The 18,650-nt window shown below is 47.1% G+C and carries 17 protein-coding genes and 1 tRNA gene; 12 read left to right on the top strand and 6 right to left on the bottom strand.

The genetic code is table 11. The features are described 5' to 3' along the window. Window positions 1–5 precede the first annotated feature (5 nt). From Q0V21_RS25320 to Q0V21_RS25300, 5 genes are all read left to right on the top strand, one after another. Complete coding sequence (locus Q0V21_RS25320) at window positions 6–878, top strand: carbohydrate ABC transporter permease (RefSeq protein WP_301881152.1); 873 nt, start codon at window positions 6–8, stop codon at window positions 876–878. Between the two features lie 39 nt (window positions 879–917). Next, window positions 918–2,669 carry a prenyltransferase/squalene oxidase repeat-containing protein gene (locus Q0V21_RS25315; RefSeq protein ID WP_301881150.1) on the top strand — a complete coding sequence of 584 codons (1,752 nt, stop codon included), beginning with the start codon at window positions 918–920 and terminating at the stop codon, window positions 2,667–2,669. A 193-nt stretch (window positions 2,670–2,862) separates the two neighbouring features. Next, window positions 2,863–4,596: a tetratricopeptide repeat protein gene (locus tag Q0V21_RS25310; protein WP_301881149.1), complete on the top strand. Its 1,734-nt coding sequence runs from the start codon at window positions 2,863–2,865 to the stop codon at window positions 4,594–4,596. 170 nt (window positions 4,597–4,766) lie between these two features. Next, window positions 4,767–5,726 (top strand): thioredoxin-disulfide reductase, encoded by a 960-nt coding sequence (trxB, locus tag Q0V21_RS25305; protein WP_301881148.1) that lies wholly within the window; start codon window positions 4,767–4,769, stop codon window positions 5,724–5,726. 160 nt (window positions 5,727–5,886) lie between these two features. Next, window positions 5,887–6,918 carry an AI-2E family transporter gene (locus tag Q0V21_RS25300; protein WP_029881471.1) on the top strand — a complete coding sequence of 344 codons (1,032 nt, stop codon included), beginning with the start codon at window positions 5,887–5,889 and terminating at the stop codon, window positions 6,916–6,918. Window positions 6,919–7,092: 174 nt separating this feature from the next. On the opposite strand, the gene Q0V21_RS25295 is transcribed toward Q0V21_RS25300, so the two are convergent. From Q0V21_RS25295 to Q0V21_RS25280, 4 genes are read right to left on the bottom strand one after another with little or no spacing between them, the layout of a single operon-like run. Continuing rightward, entirely contained in the window at window positions 7,093–7,695 is a 603-nt protein-coding gene (locus Q0V21_RS25295) for a response regulator transcription factor (RefSeq protein ID WP_301881147.1), read from the bottom strand. Between the two features lie 2 nt (window positions 7,696–7,697). Next, window positions 7,698–8,825, bottom strand: coding sequence for a sensor histidine kinase (locus Q0V21_RS25290; protein ID WP_301881146.1), 1,128 nt, complete (start codon window positions 8,823–8,825; stop codon window positions 7,698–7,700). Window positions 8,826–8,834: 9 nt separating this feature from the next. Continuing rightward, the gene (locus Q0V21_RS25285) at window positions 8,835–9,572 is read right to left on the bottom strand and encodes an ABC transporter permease (RefSeq protein ID WP_079344962.1); all 738 of its coding nucleotides are present in this window, start codon (window positions 9,570–9,572) and stop codon (window positions 8,835–8,837) included. Between the two features lies 1 nt (window position 9,573). Continuing rightward, a complete protein-coding gene (locus Q0V21_RS25280) occupies window positions 9,574–10,530 on the bottom strand; it encodes an ABC transporter ATP-binding protein (RefSeq protein ID WP_301881145.1) in 957 nt (318 codons plus the stop codon). Window positions 10,531–10,893: 363 nt separating this feature from the next. Between Q0V21_RS25280 and Q0V21_RS25275 the strand changes: the two genes are divergently transcribed. The 7 genes from Q0V21_RS25275 (at window position 10,894) to Q0V21_RS25245 (ending at window position 17,553) form a co-directional block, all read left to right on the top strand. Then, window positions 10,894–11,844 (top strand): ROK family glucokinase, encoded by a 951-nt coding sequence (locus Q0V21_RS25275; protein ID WP_024634127.1) that lies wholly within the window; start codon window positions 10,894–10,896, stop codon window positions 11,842–11,844. Window positions 11,845–11,895: 51 nt separating this feature from the next. Then, window positions 11,896–12,795, top strand: a complete 900-nt coding sequence (gene rapZ, locus Q0V21_RS25270) for an RNase adapter RapZ (RefSeq protein WP_024634128.1) — start codon at window positions 11,896–11,898, stop codon at window positions 12,793–12,795. A 13-nt stretch (window positions 12,796–12,808) separates the two neighbouring features. Beyond that, window positions 12,809–13,795 carry a gluconeogenesis factor YvcK family protein gene (locus Q0V21_RS25265; protein ID WP_024634129.1) on the top strand — a complete coding sequence of 329 codons (987 nt, stop codon included), beginning with the start codon at window positions 12,809–12,811 and terminating at the stop codon, window positions 13,793–13,795. Window positions 13,796–13,801: 6 nt separating this feature from the next. After that, on the top strand, window positions 13,802–14,740 hold the full coding sequence (gene whiA, locus Q0V21_RS25260; protein ID WP_079344958.1) for a DNA-binding protein WhiA: 939 nt from the start codon (window positions 13,802–13,804) through the stop codon (window positions 14,738–14,740). A 178-nt stretch (window positions 14,741–14,918) separates the two neighbouring features. Continuing rightward, window positions 14,919–15,188 (top strand): HPr family phosphocarrier protein, encoded by a 270-nt coding sequence (locus Q0V21_RS25255; RefSeq protein ID WP_017691248.1) that lies wholly within the window; start codon window positions 14,919–14,921, stop codon window positions 15,186–15,188. A gap of 147 nt (window positions 15,189–15,335) precedes the next feature. After that, window positions 15,336–16,091 carry an SIMPL domain-containing protein gene (locus tag Q0V21_RS25250; RefSeq protein ID WP_301881142.1) on the top strand — a complete coding sequence of 252 codons (756 nt, stop codon included), beginning with the start codon at window positions 15,336–15,338 and terminating at the stop codon, window positions 16,089–16,091. Window positions 16,092–16,455: 364 nt separating this feature from the next. Continuing rightward, window positions 16,456–17,553 carry a PdaC/SigV domain-containing protein gene (locus Q0V21_RS25245; RefSeq protein ID WP_301881141.1) on the top strand — a complete coding sequence of 366 codons (1,098 nt, stop codon included), beginning with the start codon at window positions 16,456–16,458 and terminating at the stop codon, window positions 17,551–17,553. 191 nt (window positions 17,554–17,744) lie between these two features. On the opposite strand, the gene clpP is transcribed toward Q0V21_RS25245, so the two are convergent. Together clpP and Q0V21_RS25235 are read right to left on the bottom strand one after the other, a co-directional pair. Continuing rightward, window positions 17,745–18,341 (bottom strand): ATP-dependent Clp endopeptidase proteolytic subunit ClpP, encoded by a 597-nt coding sequence (gene clpP, locus Q0V21_RS25240; protein WP_079344952.1) that lies wholly within the window; start codon window positions 18,339–18,341, stop codon window positions 17,745–17,747. A gap of 179 nt (window positions 18,342–18,520) precedes the next feature. Further along, window positions 18,521–18,595 (bottom strand) — tRNA-Arg (locus tag Q0V21_RS25235). Window positions 18,596–18,650: the final 55 nt, after the last annotated feature.

The raw sequence follows: 18,650 nt of genomic DNA, 5'->3' as shown, positions 1-18,650 counted from the left end.
CGCATATGAGTGAACGCACCTCAAACCGGATTTTTGATATCGTTAATATCTCCTTTATCATTTTGTTTGTTATATTTTGTCTGGCTCCGTTTCTGCACACGATTGCGATATCACTCAGTTCGAACCGGGCGATTACGTCAGGTGAAGTGACCATATTCCCCAAAGAAATCAATTGGGATGCGTATATTCAGGTGTTTTCTGATCAATCGATGATCTATTCACTGGGTTTCACAACGGTTCTAACAGTCGTGACCACAGTGTTGTGCATGCTATTCACACTTGCAGCTGCATATCCGTTAACCAAGAAAAAACTGAAAGGGCGCAAGCTCTTTATGTATGTCATCATTATTACGATGTTCTTCAGCGGCGGGATGATACCTGAGTACTTGCTCATTCGTGATCTCAACTTGCTTAATTCGGTCTGGGCATTGATTCTGCCTGGTCTGGTGAGTCCGTTTAACCTGATTATCCTCATTTCCTTCTTCAGAGGCATACCGGAAAGTTTGGAGGAGTCGGCAGAGATTGACGGCAGTTCACATGTACACACGCTCTTTAAAATTATATTGCCACTATCCATGCCTGTATTGGCTACGTTGGCCCTTTTCTATGCGGTTGGACGCTGGAATGGATTCCAGGATTCCCTTTTGTATATTAATGATCCGCAGCTATATCCCTTACAGCTCAAGCTCTTCCAAATGGTACAAAACAATATGGTGAGCGAACTTACGCTGATGGAGGGTGCTAATCGCGCTCCATTAACCCCGGAAAGCCTTAAGGCTGCGACCGTCGTTTTTGCGACCGTACCCATTCTTCTCGTCTATCCGTGGCTGCAAAAGTATTTTGTTAGCGGTGCCATGCTTGGGGCAGTCAAGGGTTGATGATAACGGTGTAAATGCATTTGTTTGGAGGGACTAGACATGTACAGACAACTGGTGGACAGCAATGACAGAGCAGTTCAGAAAGGGATTACCCGGCAAGTACTTGACCCGGAGAGCTGCTATTATGGAGGAACGATTGATCTCTCTACAGGTATCGCTTGGGTCAATCACACAACAGGAACACCTACGGATATGTGTTACTGGGGAGCGGCGCTTGTTAATCCCGATTCGATTTATTTCCAAGACAATGAATTGCTTAATCGCCTGCTTCTGGCATCGGAGTATGTACTCCGTAATCAGCATGAAGATGGCTCCATCTCCCCCGGCTGGACCAATTCCCATTCTCCGCCAGATACAGCATTTGTCGTCGTGGGATATGCTCAGTTGTATCAACTTCTTAAGCAGCTGGAATGGGAGCCATTGCAGCCTGTGCTGAACAATATGCGCCTGTTTCTGGAACGAACTGTTCCGGTTTTGCTGACCGGGGGCTGTCATACCCCGAACCATCGCTGGGTGCTGTGCGCGGCGCTCGGTTTCCTGCATCAATTGTTTGACCTGGAGGAAGCGGTGCAGCGTGCAGAGCAGTGGCTGGCTGAGGGTATGGATATTACGCCTGACGGGGAATGGACGGAACGGAGCAACGGAATTTACAGTGCCGTCAGTGATATCATGTTAATCCATGCGGCGCGTCTGTTAAATCGTCCCGAGTTGTTGGAACCGGTGAGGCTCAATCTGCGCATGATGGTGTATCTTGTACATCCAACAGGTGAGGTTGTTACGGATTACTCAGGTCGCCAGGATCTAGGGAGCGTGCATGATCTATCTCCGTATTATTTGCCGTATGCCATGTTGGCCCGGTTGGACGGTGATCCGATCTTTGCCGGCATGGCTGAATGGGCGGGAGAAATGTTAACAGATCCCGGCGTCTGCTCGGTTAATGCGCTCGTTCGGCTGCTGCTGGAGCCTGAGCTTCAGCAGGCAGGTAAGGCACGTGATCATTTGCCTGAGCTGTACGAGATCATACTGAACGAGCGATTTGTGCGGGAGGACTATTTGCAGCGAATGGAATCGGCAGGTCATCATGGACGCATCTCACACAGCCGGTTGCATACGGACTTCGGCGCACCTGTAGCGCGTATTCGGTCCGGTAATACAAGCGCGACTGTAATGACGGAGGTGCCTTCATTTTTTGCCCTTCGTCATGGTGCGGTACGTCTGCTGGCTGTTCAGTTGGCCTCCTATTTTAATCCAGGATATGTGCCGATGCAGCACATGTCTCGATTGCCGGCAGGTTATAGTCTAACGGGCGAGCAGAAAAAGGGTTACTATGGTCCGATCCCTGATTGCCAACTGCCTGAGACGGCGAGAACAGCCATCAGTCCGTGGTATTTGTTACCCCATCAGAGTCGAGCGCTCACCCATGAGCAGACGTTCCGTGTACAGACGGAAGTATTACCAACCGAAAATGGCTGGACACTGAAACTGGCGGGAGAGCAGCCGGAGCAGATCATGGTGCAGCTGTCTTTCGTGTTCGGAAGCGAGGGCGAGCTTTCCCAGGAGGGATTGCTTGAGACGGATGAGGGCCATTACCTGTGGAAGAGCGGCACATTGCGATATTCCTGTGGAGATGACTGGATTGAGCTGACTGGAGGCGAGATGGGGCATTTGGCGGCAACCGTACGTGAGGCGAAGCTGCCTGATAAGTGTAAGGTTGTGCTGGTTAACTTTATGACTCCTTTCCACAAGACGGTTCATATCTCTCTTTCGCCTACCATGGCGTTGAAGGTGTAATTCTGATGAATCTCTTTTATAAGTAAAAGTCCATGAAGCAAAAAGATGACATTTCATTCGAAAGGGGTGAGGGGTGTCATCTTTTTTGCGCATTTTTGGCATAAACGACATGAAACTACATATTGAGAAGTGGGCCTTAAGATGTGGTATACTGGAGAGTATGAATGAAAGCAAAGAGGAGGTGCCTTGGAAGATGAAGGGCAAGCTACTGCGGGCTGAGGGACACCTTGCCAATGTTATACCGATTCACTTGGATGCTTCTTTCTTTTTTGAGAGAGCTGTCCGCTCGCTGGACCGTAATCACGTCGACAAGGCATTAAAATATTTTCGTAAAGCTGTTGAATATGAACCGGAAAATCCGGTGAATCATTGTAATATGGCGGGTATATTATCAGAGAAGGGGGATTACGAGGCTTCGAATGCCGTTCTTGCGCATGTGCTCGACGTGGTAGATCCGTCCATGACGGAATGTTATTTCTACATGGCGAACAATTATGCGAATATGGATCGGTTTGAAGAAGCTGAGCAAGCGCTTGTTACGTATTTGGAGGAGGATACCCAGGGTCAGTTTATGACGGAAGCCGAAGAGATGATGGAGCTTCTGTACTACGAGCTGGATCGACCAGCCAAACTGAACCGGATCAAATCACGTAAAGGTGTCGTTGAGCACGATCAGGCGCGGGAATTGTTGGAACAAGGGAAGTTTGCACAGGCGGCTGAGCTGCTGGAAGACATGGCACCCGATTATCCTGATTACTTGGCTGCTCGCAACAACTTGGCGCTTGCCTATTATTATATGGGGTTGTTTCCCAAAGCGAAAGAGACGATTGCCGAAGTACTGGAGCAGGAGCCTGGTAATTTGCATGCACTGTGTAATCTCGCAATCTTTCACCAGAACGAGAATCGAGCCGACCAAGTGCTGCTTCTGATCAAAAAATTGCGTGTCATCGTGCCTTTCCAGCACGAACAGGTCTACAAACTGGCTACCACGATGGGTATCCTGGGTCAACATGATACGGCTTATGTGCATTTCCGTCGCCTGTTGAAGGATGAAGAAACCGCTGCAGACCCGGCTCTCGCACATTATGCAGCAGTCGCGGCTTATAATACGGAACGTTACGATTCCGCTGAACGTCTGTGGCGTCACGTGGGCAAGCTGGACCCGGGTTCGGAAGTATCCCGGTACTATCTGTCTGGACTTGAGGCTGTGAGACAGGGAGAAAAAGATCCGGAAAAACTAAGTTATCACTATCATCTGCCATTTGACGAGCAATTCAGACAATGGGAGAACTATGGCAACGGCATACCTGAAGAGATGAAAAACGATCCCTTGATCCGTTCCTCTTTCTTCTGGGCGTTGCGACATGGGGATCGGGCTACCAAGCTTCAGGTCATTCATGCTCTTGGCATGATTGGTGATTATGAGGTGCAGCAGGCACTGCAATCCTTTATCCAGGAACCGGGTGAAGATCAGGAGCTGGTGGAAGCCGCTCGTTCCGTACTCCATGGTCTTGATTCAGAAGCAGCTAAACAGGATGATTCTCCTGTTCTACTACCGTTAACTGCGTTGAGCAAACGCACCATTCCGAAGATGGAGTCGATGACGGAACAAACGGAGACAAAACCATCTTCGCATTGGCAGGCGGTCGTGGACCGTGCGTTACAGATGTCCGAAGCCAAAGCCGAATTGCAGCAAGAAATGGAACGGCTGTGGACCGACTATGTATCGCGCGTACACCCGGAGGTGCCTGGTACGAAGCAAATAGAAGGCTTGGCTGCGGGATTGGAATATTTGGCGGCCAAGATTCATAGTCGTCCAGTGACCTACCAAAGCATAGCCGAGCGATATGGCATATCAGCTGCCACAGTCAGCAAATATGCACGGCAAATCAACAAAGTGTGCAACTCCAACCCACCGATCCTATAAATGTTTCTTGAAAATCTCGCTTTGGGAAAGACTTCATGGCGTGAAGGATACATTGGCCTGGAAAACGGGTAAACTTAACGAATAGGTCTCGACATGCCTGTAGGATATCATCATAGCAAGTTAATCGCCACTCAACACACTCTCAACCTTATTAAGGAGGCTGTATCTATATGACTAAATACAGAACGATTGTGATCGGAACCGGACCTGCGGGTCTGACAGCAGCGATATATCTGGCTCGTGCTAATCTTAACCCACTGGTTATCGAAGGTCTACAACCGGGTGGTCAATTGACGACGACAACGGAAGTTGAGAATTTCCCTGGTTTTCCACAAGGCATCATGGGTCCGGAATTGATGGACAATATGCGCAAGCAAGCGGAGCGTTTTGGCGCGGAGTTCAAAAATGGTTGGGTGGAGGAAGTGGATTTCAACAAACCGCCCTTCAAGGTTAAAGTTGGAGGCATCGGTGAACTGGAAGCCGATTCGATCATTATCTCTACCGGCGCTTCGGCCCGTTATCTCGGCATTCCGGGAGAGCAGGAGAATGTGGGACGTGGGGTAAGTACATGTGCCACATGTGACGGATTCTTTTTCCGTGGCAAAAAGATCGTCGTTGTCGGCGGTGGAGACTCCGCGATGGAGGAAGCCAGCTTCCTGACCCGTTTTGCAACAGACGTTACCCTGGTTCACCGCCGGGACGAATTGCGTGCATCGAAAATTATGCAGGATCGGGCTCGCAGCAACGAGAAGGTGAAATGGGCGTTGAACCGTACACCACTCGAAGTTGTGCCTGAGGCTCTTGGGGTTAAAGGGCTTAAGGTGCGCAATAACGAGACCGGGCAGGAAGAGCTGCTTGAAGCCGACGGCGTATTCATTGCAATTGGGCATACACCGAATACGGGATTCCTGAGCAATCAGATTACACTGGATGAACACGGCTATGTTGTCGTTAAACCAGGTACTACCGAGACTAACATTCCGGGTGTGTTCGCCTGTGGTGATGTTCAGGATACGAAGTACCGTCAGGCCATTACAGCAGCAGGTTCAGGGTGTATGGCCGCAATGGACTGCGAGAAATTCCTTGAAGGCAGCATTGTGCATGACTGGAGCGAAACACTGGATAAGTAAGCATGAAAAGGGTATGGTTTGGCATAAATTAAGTAATAGAGACAACGGGAAGTCTCATGATGTGAGAAGCCGGAAGGCTTCTCTTTTTTTGAAACCAAAATGAGCATCAGATCGTATACATAATGGGCATATTAGCTGTGAGGTGAAGACTTTGGGGGAAATGATAAAAGATTGGTTACAGAATGCAACAGTGCGGCGATTTTTGATCCTGCTGTTGTTTTGTTTGGTGCTTTTCAGCATGGGGAGTATGCTGCACATGATTTTGCTGTTATTCCTGGTGACGTATGTCATGAACAGGTTGCAGCATTTTATTACAGAGAAGTTGAATCGTTTATTTCCGGTTAACTATAAAGTTGTCGTCATCCTGCTCTATCTTATCGTTATTGCAGCCATTGTACTGGGTATCTCCAGGTATTCACCACGGATCGTGGATCAGGTCGTTCAGTTAACAAATGAAATCATGAAGTTTCTTGATACCGCGGACGGTGATAATTTTGCTTCCAAAATTGCAGGTTATCTGCAATCGTTCGATATTAAAAACTATACCAACGATGCATTGAAGTATATTTTTGCGTTAAGCAAATGGTTGGAGTTCATTCTGCTGGTCATCATACTCAGTCTGTTCTTCTTGTTGCAAAAGCGGGAGATCTCCAAGTTTACCTCCAAGTTCAAAACAAGCAAGATTGGCTGGTTCTATAATGAAGTGGCTTACCTTGGAGATAAATTTGTATCTTCCTTTGGTAAAGTCATTGAGGCGCAGTTGTTGATTGCGGTATTCAATACAGCTTTGACGATTTTGGGATTATGGATACTGGGTTTCCCGTACTTATTCGCCTTGACCATTCTGGTGTTCATGCTGAGTCTGGTACCTGTTGCGGGGGTTATCATCTCATTGATTCCACTTTGTCTAATCGGATATCAACTGGGAGGATTGCAGCTCAGCGTAATCGTGATCATTATGATCATCATCATTCATGCGCTGGAGACGTACTTCCTGAATCCGAAGCTGATGGCACACAAAACCAAATTGCCGATGTTTTACACGTTTATCGTACTGATCCTGTCTCAACATTTCCTGGGAATCTGGGGGCTTATCATCGGTATTCCGATCTTTGTCTTCCTGCTTGATATTCTGGATGTTAACAAGATGGAAAAAACGGAAGAGCCCATTCGTGTGGAAACGAAGTTGTGACCAGTAGCTGAATAGCTGCTGAAGGCTAAATTTAGGTAATATTCAAAAAGCAGAGAAACGCCTCCCGTTCTGGGGAAGGCGTTTTTCTCTGTCCATATTCACTGATAATGTATGGACAGACGGTTATGTAGGTTGGAACAGCAGTTGGTTCTTATGAATTGGCCGCACTAGCCTTTACAACCATCCTTTCTCCTCTGCAATGCTGACGGCTTCGATGCGGTTCTTGGCATCAAGCTTGTTGAAGGCTTCAGACAGGTAGTTGCGCACGGTTCCATAGGAGAGATGAAGGGAGGCGGCGATATGATTGGCATTCATGCCAGTGGCTGCGAGCTTAAGCACTTCTCTCTCCCGTTCAGTTAACGGATTGATTTCTTTGGCTGCACCGAAAACGAGCTCTGGGGAAACCTCTCGTCCACCATTCATGACCCGTCGAATAGCTCCTGCCAAACGATCACTTGGTTCGTCCTTGAGTAAATATCCCTGTACCCCGACCTGAATGGCACGTTCCAGAAATCCCGGACGGGCAAAAGTAGTGAGGATGATAATACGGCAGGGCAGACCGAGTTGTTGTATACGTTCTGCTACGTCCAGGCCGCTCATCACGGGCATTTCAATATCCATAAGACACAGATCTGGTTGGAGGGAACCAATCTGCTTCAGAGCTTCCTCTCCATTTCCGGCTTCACCAATGACCTCCAAATCATCTTCCAGATCTAGCAGTGAGGCAAGCGCGCCTCTCAGCATGCGTTGATCTTCAGCAATTAAAATACGAATCATGCTCAAATACCTCCTTGGTGTTCGGTGGCAATCAGTGGGAAGGAAAAGACAAGATCGGTTCCTTCAGAGTCCGAGGAAATCTGGAGGGAACCGTCGATGAGGTTCAGGCGTTCAGACATCCCTTTTAGGCCATTGCCTTGATGTTCATTTGGACTCATGCCATCACCGTTGTCTATAACCCTTATGCTTATGCCATCATGCATACGTTCCAGCTTGATTACACTGCAGGTGGCTTTGCTATGTTTTACAATATTCGTTACGGCTTCAAGCAGGCAGAGGCTCGCCATGTTCTGGGTAAGATCAGGAACATCATGAAATGGGCCCAGTTCTCCTGCCAATTGAAGCTCGATATCGGCACTCTTTAACATTTCTTTGGCATCAGCGATTGCTTCAACAATGCTGATTGCCCGCATGTCACTGACGAGCTGGCGAACTTCCCGCAAAGCGGCGCGGGAAGTTCGCTCAATCTCTCGTGCTTCCTGAATCGCGCGTTCCGGTTCTTTGACAATGAGTTTGGTTACAAGTTCACTCTTCAGTGTGATCAGCGAAAGTGTATGTCCCATGGTATCATGCAGATCCCTGGCAATTCGCATTCGTTCTTCACGTTTGATCAGCTCCTTAATGTGCTGATGGGCTTCATCCAGCTGGGCCTCCAGCTTTTGCCGATCCAACATGGAGCGGATCCCGAAGGGTGAAGCAAGCATAATGAGGTAAAATGGCGCAAAAAACATGAGCTGATAAGCGGTAAGGTATTGAATTTTCAAGGCAATGGGAAGGGTCTGGACGATGGCGAATATCACCAAAAACATTCGAAACTGACGCTTTTCGGTGTACCATCCGATAAAATTGGCTGTGAAAAATCCGAGAAAAAACATATTGGGATCAATCACAAGGCTCAGTACCAGAACGCAAAGAATTTGTAAGCTGAGCCAATAGGAAAAAAAGGAGGTTCCGGATGTCATGTAGAGCTGCCGATAAGTCAGCATAAAAACGACGAAGGAAGTTATCCCGATGTACTGCTCATGTCCTTGTGCGTTCCACAAATAATAGACTGGCATAGCCAAATAGATCATCCATATATACGGGTAAAAGCCATATCGCTTGGGGAAAAGCTCGAAATGCTGAAGCATCTTTGAAGATTACGCCTCCCTTTGTTTATTGCGGATATATGTGGATAGTAACATAAATGCTACCAGATATGCTGCCAAAAGTAGGATATCGTGTAGCGCAGGTACGCCTCCGGCTATAATAATCCACGCTCCATTTCCAAAGCTGTGGGAGGGCAGCCAGTTTCCAATCTGTCCGAGCCAGTTCGGCATGAGATCAAGAGGCATCCACATTCCGCCAAGCAGGGCAAGAGACAGATAAAGGGCGTTGCTCAGTCCACTGGCAGTGTCAACCCGCCGCATTGTTCCTATACAGGTACCAAGTGCAAGAAAGGGAAGAGATCCTGCCAGAATCCAAAGGGCGGAATTTATCCATTGGGCAGGGGAAAGTGATACATGATTAATCAGAAATCCAGCTGTAAAGATGATGATGATGGAGAATAGATGCATTATCGTTTGACCCACCATTTTGCCTCCAAAATAAATGGAGTTGGGTAATGGAGTCACTTGCAGGTAGGTGACCCACCCCTGTGCTCTTTCTTGGACAAGCCGGATACCGAGTGTCATGATAGAGGATCCCATAATGCTGAAGCAGGTCATGGACATCAAGTAGTGCGCATTCCATTGTTCTGATTCCGTTGTTCCTGTAGTGAATATGCGTGTATAAAGGAAATAGAAGGCTACGGGCATCATCAAAGACCAGAAAATAAAATAGATATTGCGGGACATGCGAAGCATTTCAACACGAGATTGGGCGAGAAGCATCAACATATCAAAGTTCCTCCTTCATGGTTTCCATCAAATTTGTGTAGGCATCGTCCAGTTGTCCTGTTTCAATTCGGATGTCACTAACAGGCAGCCGACGTTCAATGATGTGACGGAGTAGTGAATCCGTATTTTTGGTGTATAGAATGCAACGATCTTTGTGGTATTCAATCCCGTCCACGTCAGGCAAGCTTTCGATATGTGCACGGACATCTTCGGTCTCGGCTGCCATCTCCGTTATGGACACTGAATCCTTGCCAAACATACTTTGCTCCGTAGAAAAGGAAACGGTCCTTATAGTGATGCCGGCCTTGATATTCTCGGGTGTTCCGTCTGCGACAATGGTACCTCGGTTAAAGAGAATAATCCGATCTGCTACTTCATCTGCTTCATGAAGGTAATGCGTTGTGAAGATTACGGTTTTACCTTCTTGTGCAAGTTGTCGGACTCGTACCCAGAATTGTCTCCGGGTTTCGGAATCCAGCCCGACTGTAGGTTCGTCAAAGAATAAAATATCGGGATCACCTGTCATGGCGAGGGCGAAATTCAGACTGCGCTTTTGTCCGCCGGACAGCTTCTCTGCTCTTTTGTTCAAGTCGGCTGGAGGAAGTCCTGTCAGTTCTTCAATATAATCTGCTTGAAGCGGAGCGGGATAATAGCTGCGTACCATGCGTATAATCTCTCGAACGGTCAGTCCATCCATTACACTCACGTCCTGCAGCATGACACCTATCTTCTGTCGAACCTGTTTGCGATTCGGTTTTTGGCCCAGCACCGTCACGATGCCTGATGTAGCGGTGGACAGGCCAAGTATCATTTTCATGGTAGTTGTTTTACCCGCACCGTTTGGGCCAAGGATTGCAACAATTGAACCACGGGTAATCTCCAAGGAGATGTTATTGACAACTTCTTTGTTGCCGTACCTTTTGTTAACTTGTTCCAGCTTTATAACGGGTAAACTCATCTTTAAATCACGTCCTTGTTCTGTTCTGTAAGATAATCCCATCTTACCGAACGGCCTGAGACGTGATTAGTAAGGATTGTCATGAAATTCAGATGACAATTGTCATCTTTTACGCATGGAACGAGTGGATATGCAATATCATGAGTTGAGGCTTCCTCTTCTATGGAGGAAGAAAAGAAGCTTGCGTTTTTAATAGAGACAAATGGGGTTGTATACGTATTCAAAAATAGCCTGTGATGTTGTTCACAATAGCGGGGAAGCTAATCACAGCAAAGGTCTTATCGTCTTGACCCAGGCGTATCCTTCAATTATAGTTGGTACGTAGGATTAAACTATTATAGATAGATAAAGGTGGCTTGTAGCATGTCTGAGAAAATCTACGTTGGGGTCGATCTCGGCGGAACAGCAATCAAGGTCGGTATATGTGATGAACACGGTCAGCTTATGTATACGTATGAAGGACCGACTGAAGTGGATAAGGGCGTTGACACGGTCATTGCCAACATCGAGAAGTATGTCCGTCATATCGTTGCCGAATCGCCTTTCAGCTGGGAGCAGCTTGAAGGTGTGGGAGCGGGCGTGGCTGGGTTCACCAATGTACGCGAGGGAATTATCGTTCTTGCCCCCAACATTGGATTTCGGAATGTAGCCATTCGTTCGATTTTGGAAGAACGTCTGGGCAAGCCAGTCAAAATAGATAACGATGCAAACGTGGCTGCACTGGGTGAAGCATGGGCAGGCGCTGGTAAGGGCGTGGACAACTGTGTGTGCTATACGCTTGGTACAGGCGTTGGTGGCGGACTGATCCTGAACGGCAAGATCTATCAGGGTTTTTCCGGTATGGCTGGTGAGCTGGGTCATGTCAGTGTTGTCCCTGATCTGGAAGCGATCCAGTGTGGATGTGGCAAAATGGGATGCGTGGAAACTGTATCTTCAGCAACGGGAATTATTCGTATGGCCAAAGACGCTGTAGAGCGTGGAGATCATACATCACTGGCACTCGTTGACAAAATCGCAGCCAAGGAAGTATTTGATGCAGCCAAGGCGGGCGATGAAGTTGCATTGCGTATCGTCAATCGTGCAGCGTTCTATTTGGGTAAATCGATGGCGGCTGTAGCTGCTGTAATTAACCCCGAGATGTTCATTATCGGTGGCGGTGTATCCAAAGCGGGTAATATTTTGTTTGATGAAGTACGCACTGTATTTGCGAAGCTGACACCTGAACCACTGCAAGAAGGCGTTAAAATTCTTGAAGCAACACTTGGCAATAATGCAGGTATTGTTGGCGCGGCTGGTCTTCTCTTGCGTTCCTAGTAACCTCGTAACAGTATAATCCGACAGCAATATGATAAGGAGGGGACATTTATGCTTGAAGGTGAAGTTTCACCGGGCACAGGCGCCACGCTCATTATCATTACGGGCATGTCCGGGGCAGGCAAGACGATTGCAGTACAAAGCCTGGAGGATCTTGGTTTCTTCTGTGTGGATAATCTACCGCCGGTATTGATTCCGAAATTCGCGGAACTGATTGAACAATCGAACGGCAAAATTGGCAAGGTCGCACTTGTTATCGATCTTCGCGGGCGTGAGTTCTTTACGGCTTTGTCCGAGTCACTGAACTATATTAAAGATCATTTTACCATTCATTGCGAAATATTATTCCTGGACGCGACAGACTCTGTATTGGTCCAGCGCTATAAGGAGAGCAGGCGCAGACATCCACTCGCTCCTGAGGGCATGCCGCTGGACGGCATCCGGCTGGAACGTAAAATGCTGGAGGAGCTCAAAAATTCCGCCACTCAGGTGCTGAATACAAGCACGATGAAGCCTGCTCAACTGAAAGAGCGCATCATATCCCGCTTTTCTCATCTGGAAAGCCATATGCTGTCGGTAAATATTACGTCGTTTGGGTTCAAATACGGTATTCCAATTGATGCGGATCTGGTGTTTGACGTTCGTTTCTTGCCAAATCCGCATTATATTGAGCATTTACGTCCGAATACGGGACAGAATAATGATGTATACGAATATGTTATGAAATGGCCGGAGACGCAGGCGTTTCTGACCAAGCTGCTGGATATGCTGCATTTTCTGATTCCGCAATACCGGAAGGAAGGCAAAAGCCAGGTTATTATTGGAATCGGCTGTACCGGAGGCAAGCATCGTTCGGTAGCAATATCGGAATATTTGGGCAAAATGTTGGGAAGCAGCGAAACTGAGGCTGTCACCGTGAGCCATCGCGACGCCGACCGGGACCGTCATTGAAGAGGGTGAAGGGATGAAAGAAGCCGGACCACGAAGAGAACGTCCGAGAATTGTAGTCATGGGCGGCGGAACCGGATTATCCGTGATGCTGCGCGGTTTGAAGGAAAAGCCGCTGGACATCACGGCCATCGTGACGGTGGCGGATGACGGAGGAAGTTCGGGCATCCTGCGTAATGAGCTGCAAATGCCGCCTCCGGGCGACATTCGTAACGTACTTACGGCGCTAGCGGATGTAGAACCGTTGTTGTCGGATATGCTGAATTATCGCTTCAATACAGGCGCGGGGCTTGCAGGCCACAGCCTGGGTAACTTGATTTTGGCTGCAATGACGGATATATCGGGCGACTTCGTGACCGCTGTGCGGGAACTTAGCCGCGTGTTTGCCGTTCGGGGTGAGGTGTTGCCCGCAGCCGGGCAGGCCGTTATTCTGCATGCAGAGATGGAGGATGGCTCGATTGTTACGGGCGAGTCCAAAATCCCTGAAGCTGGCTTACGGATCAAACGCGTTTTCCTTGAACCGGATCACGTGGAGCCGTTGCCAGAGGCTGTGGAAGCCATTCGTCAGGCAGACGCCATCCTGATTGGGCCAGGTAGTCTCTACACGAGCATTCTTCCCAATCTGCTTGTACCTAAGCTGGCTGAAGCTGTCGTTGAGGCTGACGCCGTGAAAATGTTTATTTGTAATGTGATGACACAGCCGGGAGAGACGGATAATTATACGGTGAGTGACCACCTCAAGGCGGTACATGAACATATAGGACACCAGATTTTCGACTATGTCATTGTAAATAATGGTGATATTCCGCTGCAGGTGCAGAATAAGTATGCGGAAAAAGGAGCTAAACCGGTTGTGCTCGATATGAATGTGCTGAAGAGTGCCGGCTATCAAGTGGTTGCGGATACGTTGGTCCTGTTCCGAACTTATCTGCGTCATGATGCCGACAAGCTGAGCCATCACATCTATCAACTTGTACAAAATTGGATGTTACGGAAGAGGTGAAGTCTCATGTCGTTTGCAGCACAGACCAAAAAAGAACTAACGATGATTGAAAGCGAACCGTGCTGCGAAAAGGCGGAACTTTCAGCCCTCATCCGTATGCTTGGTGCGGTGCAGTTATCGAATAAAAAAGTCATCTTGGATATTTCGACGGAGAATGCCGCGATTGCAAGACGGGCATACTCTCTGCTTAAAAAGCATTTTCAAGTGCATACGGAATTGCTTGTCCGCAAAAAAATGCGGCTGAAAAAGAACAATGTGTATATTGTTCGAATTCCAACCATGGTACAAGAGATATTAAAAAAGCTGTACATTGTTTCCGAAGGATTTCTGTTTACTCCCGGGATCAGTGGAGAGCTGTTCAATAATAATTGCTGTAAACGTGCTTATCTCCGAGGAGCATTTATGGCGGGAGGCTCGGTCAACAATCCCGAAGGTTCATCCTACCACCTGGAGATTGCGTCCATGTATGAGGAGCACTGTCAGGCCCTAGTGGACCTGGCGAATGAATTTCATCTCAATGCCCGGTGTATAGAACGCAAAAAAGGATTCATCCTATACATTAAGGAAGGCGAGAAAATCATTGAGCTACTCAGTATTATTGGTGCACATCAGGCCCTTTTCAAGTTCGAGGATGTGCGGATCATGCGAGATATGCGTAATTCCGTCAACCGAATCGTCAATTGTGAGACGGCGAACCTGAACAAAACGATTGGAGCAGCAGTCAGACAGATCGATAACATCAGACTGTTGCAAAAGGAAGTTGGTCTGGAGTCGTTGCCCGAGAAGCTTCGTGAAGTGGCTGAAGTCAGACTCGCCCATCCGGATATCAACTTGAAGGAAGTAGGCGAACTGCTTAAGGGTACAGTCAGCAAGTCCGGAGTGAATCACCGGCTTCGCAAAATTGATGAGCTAGCTGAGAAGGTTCGTAACGAGCGTTACGGTTGAAAAAAGAGAGGCAGCTCAGGTGTAATGGGCGATGTAAAAAGGCTAAAATGGGTCATAATAATGACATTCCAATTACCCTGAGTTTTTCTTCTAGTGTCCTGCTCTGGTTATATGGTATAATGTTATAAATATAATTGTGTATTTAATGTCCAGATTTCATAATAGGGGGTAAGTTTCCATGACAAAGCACCCGGTAGTTGTCCGTTTGAAAACGGGTCTCCATGCCAGACCTGCGGCACTGTTCGTTCAAGAAGCGAATAAGTACTCATCTGAAGTGTTCGTCGAGAAGGACGACAAAAAAGTAAATGCAAAAAGTATCATGGGGATCATGAGCCTTGCAATCAGTACTGGTACGGAAATCCAGATTAGTGCAGAAGGCGCGGATGCCGAGCAGGCTGTAAACGCTTTAGTTAGTCTGGTAAGCAAGGAAGAGCTTGAGAACCAATAAGATATGATTTGAACCCAATGAAGAAGTCCCGAAAGGGGCTTTTTTGCGTTTTATAGCTGTCAAGTGCAACATTATGGAATTAAGCCCGTCTGTTAGGTATCAAATCGATTTGAGTATGAGATGTTAAAACTTAAGGAGGCTAACGTAATGGGTAAATTATGGATGAAACCGCTGGGTGCGGTGATGGTTGCAGGTACATTGCTTGTTGGAGGTACGGCGTGGGTAGCGCCTAGTAATTATGCGTATGCTGCTGAGGTACAGGGGGTACAACAAAACGTGATTAACGTTGTGGGTACAGGTGAAATTCAGGTGAAGCCTGACATCGCTTATCTTTCCATCGGAGTGAACAGTACGGCGGATACAGCTGCCTCTGCTCAAAAAGCGAATGCAGCGAAAATTCAAAAGGTGAGCAATCTGCTGAAAAGTACGTGGAAAATCAGTGCGGACGATATTCAAACCAGCCAGTTCTACGTACAGCCCAACTATACGTATAGCGACAAAGATGGACAAAAGATCAAAGGGTACACCGCTCATCACACACTGACCGTGACTTACCGTCAGATGGACAAGATTGGAGAGCTTTTGGATGCTGCTTCCGAAGCTGGGGCCAACAACATTGAGAATGTACGTTTTACAGTCGAAAAACCGGAGAGCTTTGAAGCTCAAGTCATTGAGAAAGCCGTTGCCAATGCTGATGTAAAAGCTGGAGCTATTGCAAAAGCGGTTAAACGCCAATTGGGCGCTGTTCTGTCCGTGAGTCAAGGTGACGCTAATGTGCCTGTGTTCTATGCAAGTGAGTCTCTGATGTCCAAAGCGACAGCTGATTCTGCTGGTAGCACAGAAATTGAAACAGGACAGGTTAAAGTAAGCACAACGCTCAATATTACTTATGAAATGAAATAAGCAAAATAATTATTACCAAATGTCCGTTAAAGAGATGCTTGGGCGGGCGAAAGGCAATAATGACAAAGACGTTGTCCGATGGACAGCGTCTTTTTTGTTATAAAGGCGGACTTTGATGAAGTTTGAAAAGAAGAGTTGAAATATGAAGAATTAAATTGCTGTTTTTTGGTATCTTTTTTGTCCGTTTGTTCGTAACAAAACCTTCATTATAGGCATCTGGATCGAACAACATTGTAACTGAAGCTGTAAACCTTTCCGGAATTGGGTTAATTATAATAAAGAGGTGAGCGTATGAGACATACGAACAAATCAGGATACATACGCAATGCCACTCAAATTTGAATTCGAGAGAGGAGTTATATATATGACATCATGGAAAAAATGGACTAGTGCACTATTGGCGGCAGGAATTATTGTGGGGAGCGGGGCTGTATGGCAGGATAGTTCCGTACAGGCGGCATCTGTATCGACGAAAGTGACAACGCCTACTGAGGTAACCCTGAAATCGGGAGGCAAAACACTTACTCAAAAAGGACTTCTGCAAGGCGGTTCTACCTGGGTATCGCTTACCGCAGTGAAGGATGTGGCGGGTGGAAGCTTGAAATATGATGCAAAGGCTAAAGAGTACGCCTTAACGGCAGCCAATAATACGATGACAATCAGCATGATTGATGGGGCACCGAGTGTTAGAATTAACAATTACTACCCACAATTCGAAGCAAAACTGATTAATGGCCGCTTGTATATTCCGTTTTCTGCAATGAGAGATTATCTGGGAGTTCAGGGCAGCTGGGATGGAAAAGCGAAGACACTGACGCTGAGCAAGGTGAAGCAGAATAGTGTGGCGGTTAAGGCGGCAACCGTGAAGGTGAGCATCAAGAACGCCGAAGTCGATATTCAATATCCTCAGGTGAGCGGATTGGCTAACGATAAAGCAGCAGCGGCCATCAACAAGGTGCTGAAAGATGAAGTCGATGCTTTTGTAGCGGATTTCAAAAAACAAACCAAGGAATTCGGCGACGCAGCAGCGAACCGTCCATATGCATTTGAGAGCACTTATGTCGTGACGTATAACGAAAGTGGTGTTCTGGGTCTGATTACTCAGCGTTATGAAGATTATGCTGGTGCACATGGCATGACGACTCGTTCAGGACACACCTTTGCCCTTGATTCCGGTAAGGAACTGAGTCTGGATGATGTGATTCAAAATAACAAAACTGTGCGTGAAACGGTAAGCAAAAAAGTTGGAGTTCAGCTTAAAGCTCGTGGAGGTTACCTTGAAGGCTATAAAGGCCTGAATAAAGATCAGGATTTCTATGTAACACCAACAGGTGTGGTTGTATTCTTCCAGTTGTATGAGTACACAGCTTACGCAGAAGGATTCCCGGAATTCCCGTTCACGTATAAAGAGTTGCTACCTAAAGGCACAGAGCCGTTTAGTGGCTTAACAGCAAACAAGTAAAAGTATTAGAGTTAAGGTATTAGAGTTAAAGTGAAATCGAATAAATATATATCATGCACTCATATGTATCTTCAAAAAAAGGACGCTCTCGTCATTGACGAGAGCGTCCTTTTTCATATAGCCAACTCAACTGGGCGTTGCCGTTTGAGTTGGCTATATGGTATATCCGTTTAATTGGCGATTCGCTTGGCTTAGATGCCTTGGGAACCTACGTTTTCGATGACTTTATCGATGATACCGTAATCGGCAGCTTCAGCAGCACTCATAAAGTAGTCACGATCTGTATCTTTCTCGATACGCTCCAGTGGTTGGCCTGAACGTTCAGAGATGATGCGGTTCAAGGTGTCACGCATTTTCAGGATGCGACGGGCACGGATTTCGATGTCCGAAGCTTGACCTTGCGCACCACCAAGTGGTTGGTGAATCATGATTTCGCTGTTAGGCAAAGCAAAACGTTTACCTTTGGCACCTGCGTTCAACAGGAATGCACCCATGGAAGCCGCCATACCTACACAGATGGTAGATACATCCGGTTTGATGAATTGCATTGTATCGTAAATGGCCATACCGGCTGTAATCGATCCGCCTGGGCTATTGATGTATAAGTGAATGTCTTTCTCCGGATCTTCCGCAGCTAGGAACAACATCTGTGCCATGATGGCATTCGCCACAACGTCATTTACATCACTGCCAAGGAAGATGATACGATCCTTCAGCAATCTGGAATAGATGTCATAGGCGCGCTCACCCCGGTTGCTCTGTTCAACGACCATTGGAATATAACTCACGTGAAAAACCTCCTCGGAAATGTAAATGTTAAATTGGTGTTTATATATAAACTGTTACCGTATTAACCACATCATAAACAATTTCAAACAAAAAGTCAAAGAAAGTCAAACTAAGTTTGAAAAAAAAGAAACCTATTCGGTTTCATTGGTTAAAAGGGTTATGAGCTGCTAATTAAGAATGGCGCGCCCGCCAAGAATCGAACTTGGATCTCAGGCTTCGGAGGCCTACGTCATATCCATTGGACCACGGGCGCACATTGATTATTGCTGCAAATATAGTTGCTTAAAAGCAGTTTTGTAATATACGTT

It is taken from the genome of Paenibacillus sp. 11B (assembly GCF_030487755.1).
Taxonomy (GTDB): Bacteria; Bacillota; Bacilli; order Paenibacillales; family Paenibacillaceae; genus Paenibacillus; species Paenibacillus vandeheii.
This window is presented reverse-complemented; position numbering and strand designations above follow the sequence as displayed.